This is a genomic window from Pseudomonas sp. 18173, from assembly GCF_050432945.1.
GTDB lineage: Bacteria > Pseudomonadota > Gammaproteobacteria > Pseudomonadales > Pseudomonadaceae > Aquipseudomonas.
In genome coordinates this window covers 24,347-32,017 of record NZ_JBKFTN010000038.1, presented here as the reverse complement: position 1 = coordinate 32,017, position 7,671 = coordinate 24,347, and the positions used below count along the sequence as shown (strand labels likewise).

6 protein-coding genes are annotated in these 7,671 nt (G+C 55.0%); 3 read left to right on the top strand and 3 right to left on the bottom strand.

All coding sequences use genetic code 11. The features are described from left to right. Positions 1 to 116 precede the first annotated feature (116 nt). The 3 genes from ACLD1X_RS27735 to ACLD1X_RS27725 form a co-directional block, all read right to left on the bottom strand. Positions 117 to 1,760 carry an acetolactate synthase large subunit gene (locus ACLD1X_RS27735; RefSeq protein WP_429373276.1) on the bottom strand — a complete coding sequence of 548 codons (1,644 nt, stop codon included), beginning with the start codon at positions 1,758 to 1,760 and terminating at the stop codon, positions 117 to 119. 414 nt (positions 1,761 to 2,174) lie between these two features. Beyond that, on the bottom strand, positions 2,175 to 3,473 hold the full coding sequence (locus ACLD1X_RS27730) for an OprD family porin (protein WP_429373280.1): 1,299 nt from the start codon (positions 3,471 to 3,473) through the stop codon (positions 2,175 to 2,177). Between the two features lie 113 nt (positions 3,474 to 3,586). Next, positions 3,587 to 3,745, bottom strand: coding sequence for a hypothetical protein (locus tag ACLD1X_RS27725; RefSeq protein ID WP_429373274.1), 159 nt, complete (start codon positions 3,743 to 3,745; stop codon positions 3,587 to 3,589). Between the two features lie 228 nt (positions 3,746 to 3,973). Here ACLD1X_RS27725 and ACLD1X_RS27720 point away from each other — a divergent pair, with 228 nt between their 5' ends. From ACLD1X_RS27720 to ACLD1X_RS27710, 3 genes are all read left to right on the top strand, one after another. After that, positions 3,974 to 4,894: an SMP-30/gluconolactonase/LRE family protein gene (locus ACLD1X_RS27720; RefSeq protein WP_429373272.1), complete on the top strand. Its 921-nt coding sequence runs from the start codon at positions 3,974 to 3,976 to the stop codon at positions 4,892 to 4,894. Between the two features lie 43 nt (positions 4,895 to 4,937). Beyond that, complete coding sequence (locus ACLD1X_RS27715; RefSeq protein WP_429373270.1) at positions 4,938 to 6,278, top strand: MFS transporter; 1,341 nt, start codon at positions 4,938 to 4,940, stop codon at positions 6,276 to 6,278. Positions 6,279 to 6,373: 95 nt separating this feature from the next. Continuing rightward, positions 6,374 to 7,477 carry a GlxA family transcriptional regulator gene (locus ACLD1X_RS27710; RefSeq protein WP_429373268.1) on the top strand — a complete coding sequence of 368 codons (1,104 nt, stop codon included), beginning with the start codon at positions 6,374 to 6,376 and terminating at the stop codon, positions 7,475 to 7,477. The last annotated feature ends 194 nt before the right edge of the window (positions 7,478 to 7,671 follow it).

Below are 7,671 nucleotides of genomic sequence, written 5' to 3'. Positions count from 1 at the left end.
CCACGCGCCATCGATGAAGGCTTGCTGGCGGAAAAGGCTTGAATCATTGAATTGCATGGAGCAGCTCCTGTACTCACTCATAAAAGTACGGCGGGCATTTGGTTGCCCGCCATGCATCAAATGGCCGCGCTACGCTGGCGCAACTCCGTGTTCAGGATGCGGTCGTTTTCGCTGTAATCGACAGGACAGTCGATCACGTGCACACCTGGTGTTTTGACGCAATGCTCTAGCAGCGGCAGGAAACCTTCGGCGCTCTCCACGCGGTGGCCATTGGCGCCATATGCCTCTGCGTACTTAACGAAGTCCGGGTTACCGTAGTCCAGACCGAAATCGGTGAAGCCCATGTTGGCCTGCTTCCAGCGGATCATGCCGTAGCCATCGTCACGCAGGATTACCACGGTCAAGTTCATATTCAGGCGAACCGCTGTCTCCAGTTCCTGGCTGTTCATCATGAAGCCGCCGTCGCCACACACTGAGATCACCGGGCGATCCGGGTATACCAGGTGCGCGGCCATAGCTGAAGGCAGCCCCGCGCCCATGGTTGCCAGCGCGTTGTCCAGCAGCACGGTGTTGGGTTTGTGAGCCTTGTAATTGCGGGCAAACCAGATCTTGTAGATGCCGTTATCCAGAGCAACGATGCCATCGGACGGCAATACGCGACGAATGTCGGCAACCAGACGTTGCGGGTAGACAGGGAATCGGTCGTCGTCCGCACCTTCGATGATTTGGGCTTCGTTCGCCTCACGGATCGCCATCAAACGTGTGAAGTCCCAATGACTGGTGTCATTCAGTGCTTCGCCGATCTGCCAGACGGCGTTGGCGATGTCACCAATTACTTCAATCTGCGGGAAATACACAGCATCGACTTCAGCTGCACGGAAGTTGATGTGTATGACTTCGGTGCCGCCACGAACCATGAAGAAAGGTGGCTTCTCGATCACATCGTGACCGATATTGACAATCAGGTCGGCAGCCTCCACGGCGCGGTGAACAAAGTCTCCCGACGACAGCGCGGCATTCCCGAGGAAACGCGGATGGCGTTCATCAACCACGCCCTTGCCCATCTGGGTAGTGATAAATGGGATGCCGGTATCGTCAATCAGCTGCTTCAAAACCTTGGCGGTCATCTTGCGGTTGGCACCTGCACCAATCACCAGGATTGGGCTGCGAGCGTTCTGAAGTTTCTCTACAGCGGCCTCGACGGCCTTATGCTCGGCCAATGGACGGCGGTGCAGACTCGGCGGGATCGGCGTGCTATCGGTTTGCTCGGCGGCGATATCTTCCGGCAGTTCCAGGTGGACGGCCCCAGGTTTCTCTTCTTCTGCGAGACGGAACGCTTCACGCATCCGCGCCGGGATGTTGTCTGCCGAGGCGAACTGGTGTGTGTACTTGGTGATAGGAGCCATCATGCCGCAGACGTCAATGATCTGAAAACGGCCTTGCTTGGACTTCTTGATCGGCTTCTGGCCCGTAATCATCATCATCGGCATACCGCCCAGATAGGCGTATGCGCTAGCAGTTACCAAGTTGGTCGCGCCTGGGCCGAGCGTTGAAAGACTAACGCCGGTCTTACCCGTGAGGCGGCCGTAGGTGGCGGCCATGAAGCCAGCAGATTGCTCATGACGAGTCAGCACAAGCTTGATGTTCGACTTGCGTAGAGATTCAAGCAGGTCGAGATTTTCCTCGCCGGGAATGCCGAACACATATTCGACGCCTTCATTTTCCAAGCATTGCACAACTACATCGGCGGCTTTGGCCATTTTCTTGTCTCACCTACGCTTAGCGGAAATCCGATAGTTTTTTAAATTTGTAATGCGCTCAATTCCATGAAGCCGTGTGAATCAGTGCACCAGCTCATGATTCAAGACAGCGCGCGGAACATACAGTGCCTTCACAACGACAAAAATGCAACGACGTTCTATTTTTGTGGATGACCGGTTTGAGGCCGCGAACAATCCCAACCATTTCCAGGATTTGCTGCACCTCGATCGAAGCCAACCACCTAGTTCTGATGCACTTTAGAATGGTAGTCGGGAGTTCGAGCACGCTGATGGCTCAATCGATACTGAAATGCACCGCTGAGCAGAAAAAGAGATGATGGCAGTCGGCACGCAACCTCAAAGCGACGGTCGCATGCCTTGCCCTTGAAGGGATAAGTCTTTACGGAGTGTGAGTTAGAACAGCGGCAATGTGTAATTGACGATCAGGCGGTTCTGATCGCCGTTGCGCGTCGCCTCGCTGCGCGACATTCCATTGCGCCAGGTAAAGCCCAGATTCTTAAAGGTGCCGCTTTGGATTACGTAATCCAGAGAGATGTCCCGCTCCCATTCCGACTGCTCCATGCCACTCTTTGTCTGGATGTGATCCCCCTTCAGATACATCACAGTAGCTTTGAGCCCAGGCACACCAAGAGGGGCGAAGTCATAGGCGTATTGCGCAAACCCAGTTCGCTCCCCAGCACGCGTGAAGTTGAGCAGCATCTTGTCCGTCAATAGATAAAGACTGCTACCACCGGCCCCCTTATCGATTGAGCCCTGATTGATCTGCACAAAGTTGCTGTCATCGGATACGTCTTGATAACCCAGGGTCAGCGCATGTCCGCCGAAGCGATAGGTGAAGGCAGCGCTCCAGAGATTATTGTCGATCTCGCCGTCGCCATCCGAGGTATATCCACTGGCCACAAACCCCTGACTACGACCGGAGGTGGTGCTGTTGGCGCCGTCGGAACGGGTTCTGAAATACCTGAGGTCGGTAGTTAAAGAGCCTTCATCGCCAAGATTCCAGTTGTGGTTAAGTCCTAGGAAATGTTGCGTGTAGTAGTCCTCCAGCTGTCCTCCATAGTACTGAAGCAACAAGGAGCGACTAACGCGGTAGTCGACACCACCATAGTAAAAACGGTTACTTTCCTGTGTTCCGCCGTTTACAGCCAGGCCTGTGCGATCGGTCGAGGCTCGCCCCTTCGCACGGTTCAGCGCACCACCCATGAACGTGAAATTATCCAGTTCCCTGGATTGCAACTGCACGCCCTGGAACGTCTGCGGCAGCAATCGACCATCAGACGCTACCAGCACCGGTATCTTTGGCATTAATTGACCATATCGCAGCTCGGTCTGGCTCAACCTTGCCTTTGCAGTCGCGCCGAAACTGCTCCACTCACTCGCCGCGCTGTCGCCATCGGAAGGGATCATCGTGCTACCGAGGTGCCGGCCTTTTCCGCTGTCCAAAGTGACGCCAAGCATGCCCATGGCATCGACACCGACTCCGATAAGCCCGGGTGTGTAGCCGGAGCGGTAATCGAGGATGAAACCCTGAGCCCACTCCTCCGTTTTTGAAGGATTGGCAGCACCATCACGGTTGTCGCTGTTGAAGTACAAATTGCGCATCGACAGATCGGCATGGCTGTCCTTCAAAAAATCAGCCTGAGCAACGGTGCCTGCGAGCCCACAACCAACCGCTGTGGCAATGCGATACATGGAGGTAATTTTCAAACAAACGCTCCCCGCGAGCGCCCGTTGGCGGACGCCCGTTTTTCTTTGTTGTGGAAAATATTTGCGATTCAGCACTGCAAGCAGAGCCGCAATTGAGCTCAATCCTGCGCCAGGTCTGCTGAAGCAATTGAAACCCGGGCCATGCGTTCAGCAAACCGACCTTGGGGGAGCACAAGCAGCAAAGCGCCTCCGGCAATGATCGCGAAATCGCAGAGCACCGCAGGGAGGCTGGGTGTGCGCCATTGAAAGTTGAACATGCAAAGAACTCCGCTTTTATTATTTTTGAAACGCCATTCCTTTTTATAGATATTCAGAAAACATCACACCCCGTCAAGCCCCCAATTTAGCCCCATAGAGTCTTTACCGCGCGAGAAAAAAATACAGTCGCCTTTCGTCGCACGATGATTTATTTTGAAATGACGTTGCATTACAACAACAAAAATAATTCTCGGGCCAAAACCCCCGACTCCCAGCCAGGAGCAAACATGAGCTTTTTTGCCGCCCCACCGGCCCTCGAAACAACCGTCTTTACCCGCCTGCCGGATCATTTCCGAAACGCCCGACCCACGGCTTGGGCGAATGCCAACCGCCAGGGACGCGCGATCGACTCGTTTTTGGAAGGCCCATCGTTTGATCGCGAAGGCCGTCTGTACGTAACGGACATCCCGAATGGACGGATTTTTAGAATCTCGCCTCAAGGTGAATGGGAACTGGTTTGTACCTATGACGGCTGGCCGAACGGCCTGAAAATTCACCAAGACGGGCGAATTTTCATCACGGACTACAAGCGGGGAATCATGGTGCTCGATCCGGAAAGTGGCGATATTCAGCCGTTTCTGGAATCAGCGGGCTCCGAGGGATTCAAGGGCGTGAACGACCTCGTCTTTGCGCCCAATGGCGATCTGTACTTCACCGACCAGGGCCAGACCGGTCTACAAGACGCGAGTGGTCGGGTTTACAAGCTCGATACCCACGGCAACCTGACTTGCCTGCTCAACACTATTCCCAGCCCCAACGGGATCGTCTTCGACCCTAAGCTGAATCACCTCCTTATCGCCGTCACTCGTGCTCAGCAGATCTGGCGAATCCCGTTAGGCAACGGTTCGATCGTAAGCAAAGTCGGGGTGTTCGCTCAGTTACACGGCGGCCTCGGTGGCCCAGATGGTCTTGCCATCGATGCAGATAGCAATCTCTACATTGCCCATACCGGTTTCGGCTCAATCTGGAAGCTATCAAAAGTCGCAGAGCCTCTGCAGCGCATCGTCTCCTGTGCCGGCATCAGCAATACCAACCTGGCGTTCGGTGGCGAGGATGGTCGAACACTGTTCATCACCGAATCTGAGACAGGAAGCATTCTTCAAGTACGCACCTCGACACCGGGATTAACGATGTACTCCCACAGCTGAAACCAATTGCAGCTCACACAACAACTACAAAAGAAGTGACGACATGACTAATGACAATTCGACTGGCTTAGCGCCACTCAGCGAAGCCGAGGGCGAACGCTTGATGCGCCGCATACTGTGGCGAATCATTCCTTTCATCTTTCTTTGCTATGTAATCAGCTATCTCGATCGAACAAACATCGGTTTTGCCGCTATCAGCATGAACCAGGACTTGGAGCTGACTGCGACGATGTTTGGATGGGCCGCCGGCTTGTTCTTTTTTGGGTATTTCATGTTCGAAATTCCCAGCAATCTCCTGATGCAACGCTTTGGCGCTCGCGTCTGGATAGCCCGCATCATGATCACTTGGGGACTCATCTCCATGGCCACAGCTTTCGCGACTGGCCCGATCAGTTTTAGCATCGCGCGGTTCCTGCTCGGGCTCGCTGAAGCCGGATTTACCCCCGGCGTGTACTTGTACTTCACCTATTGGTTCCCAGGTAAATGGCGAGCCAAAGCGACTGCCGCTTTCCTGCTCGGAATACCGGTCGCCAATATTGTAGGTTCGCCTCTATCGGGCTGGTTACTCGAATTGCATGGGGTGATGGGCCTGAAAAATTGGCAGCTGCTTCTAGTTACCGAAGCTATGCCCGCAGTGCTCCTTGGCATCGCTTGCCTCTTCTTACTCGTCGACTCCCCGGCAAAGGCCAAGTGGCTGTCCGCTCGGGAAAAAGCATGGCTGAACAATCGTTTGTCTCAAGAACAAAAGGACATCAGTGCTTCCCACGGCAATACCCTGCGTGCTGCATTAACAAATCCAAAGGTCTTCACGCTTGCAGCAGTTAATTTCTGCTGCATCGTAGGCTCCGTTGGTATCGGTATCTGGCTCCCGCAAATCATCAAAAGCCTCGGTATCGCCAGCGGCATGGTAGGACTGGTCGTAGCCCTCCCCTATCTGCTAGGTGCGATTGCCATGACTCTATGGGCTCGCTTGGCCAATCAAAGCCGACTACGCTTACCTTATGTTGTGGGCGCTTTGTCGATGGCTGCTGCGGGGCTTGTCGCTGCGGCATTCATTGAGCATCCTGTTTTGAAGATTGCCTGCCTCTGTTTAACTGTCGCAAGCATCCTTTCCTTCCAGGCGACGTTCTGGGCAATCCCATCAACCTTCCTCACTGGTCGCGCCGCCGCTGGTGGCCTTGCAATGATTGTCTCCATCGGCAATCTCGGCGGATTTACTGGCCCCTTCATGATTGGCCTTATCAAAGATGCCACCCATAGCTACTCGATGCCTTTCTTCGCAGTGGCGGCAATACTTTTGGTTGGGACATGCTTGATGGTGTGGCTGGGAGATCCGGCTCGACTAAAGCCAGAAAATCACCCAGTAGCCACTAGCACTGCCTAATTGGGTCAATACCAGTAGCCCGCCATTTACTGGATGGGTAATAAAAAGAGCCCGCGCCTAGGGCCACCACTCGCTTTGTGTGAGGAGATACCGCGATGACGACGCTCAACTCCGGGGCCCAGCCCCAGAACCGCACGCCACAATCCATAGGCTTTCTGCTGCTGGATAATTTCACATTGATTTCCCTGGCCTCGGCGGTCGAACCGCTGCGCATGGCCAACCAGCTATCGGGTCGTGAGCTGTATCGCTGGTCTACCCTGACCGTAGATGGCGGTCAGGTGTGGGCCAGTGACGGCCTGCAAATCACCCCCGACGCCGCCATGCACAAGGCCCCGACACTGGACACTGTGATCGTTTGCGGTGGCATCGCTATTCAACGCACCGTTACCCGTGAGCACATTACTTGGCTGCAGAGCCAGGCGCGTCAGTCCAAGCGCCTCGGCGCGGTGTGCACCGGCAGTTGGGCATTGGCCAGCGCCGGCTTGCTTGATGGATTCGATTGCAGCGTGCACTGGGAATGTCTGGCCGCCATGCAGGAAGCCTTCCCGCGAGTGAACATGAGCACCCGGCTGTTCACCCTCGATCGCAACCGCTTCACCAGCTCCGGCGGCACCGCGCCGCTGGATATGATGCTGCACCTGATCAGTCGCGATCACGGTCGTGAACTGTCGGCGGCCATTTCGGAAATGTTCGTCTCCGAGCGCATCCGCAACGAACAGGATCACCAGCGTGTGCCGCTCAAGCACATGCTCGGCACCAACCAGCCAAAATTGCAGGAAATCGTTGCGCTGATGGAAGCCAACCTGGAAGAGCCGATCGATCTGGATGAGCTGGCCGTCTACGTTTCGGTGTCGCGCCGTCAACTCGAGCGCCTGTTCCAGAAGTACCTGCACTGCTCGCCATCGCGGTACTACTTGAAACTGCGCCTTGTTCGCGCACGGCAACTGCTTAAACAAACGCCGATGTCGATCATCGAAGTGGCGTCTATCTGTGGATTCGTATCTACACCACATTTTTCCAAGTGCTACCGCGAATACTACGGTACTCCGCCACGCGACGAGCGCGTTAGCTCCAACACCGCGAAACACGTCGCGATGATTCCGTTGCCGCAAACCCTGGTGCTGTCACCGTTATCCAGGGCGTTGTCGACGCTCAACGACGCCCGCGACGAATCAACCTTTGCCAGCGTCCGTCTTTAGGTTTTGCATCATGCTGACTGCGAAATTGCACTGCATGTGACAACCCATCTGCGTTCAATCTGACCACATTGAATTTGGGCATCTCGCTTTTTCACCACGACAGCGGAGAACTGCCAGAAACTGCCACTGAACGAGGTTCGAAAATACCCACTGACCGTGCATTACCACGCTCGCCACGATCCCGTCGTGGCATC

Coding starts and splice junctions, on each gene's coding strand:
- ACLD1X_RS27735 (WP_429373276.1), bottom strand. CDS start 1,760: ATGGCCAAAGCCGCCGATGTAGTTGTGCAATGCTTGGAAAATGAAGGC.
- ACLD1X_RS27715 (WP_429373270.1), top strand. CDS start 4,938: ATGACTAATGACAATTCGACTGGCTTAGCGCCACTCAGCGAAGCCGAG.
- ACLD1X_RS27725 (WP_429373274.1), bottom strand. CDS start 3,745: ATGTTCAACTTTCAATGGCGCACACCCAGCCTCCCTGCGGTGCTCTGC.
- ACLD1X_RS27720 (WP_429373272.1), top strand. CDS start 3,974: ATGAGCTTTTTTGCCGCCCCACCGGCCCTCGAAACAACCGTCTTTACC.
- ACLD1X_RS27710 (WP_429373268.1), top strand. CDS start 6,374: ATGACGACGCTCAACTCCGGGGCCCAGCCCCAGAACCGCACGCCACAA.
- ACLD1X_RS27730 (WP_429373280.1), bottom strand. CDS start 3,473: ATGTATCGCATTGCCACAGCGGTTGGTTGTGGGCTCGCAGGCACCGTT.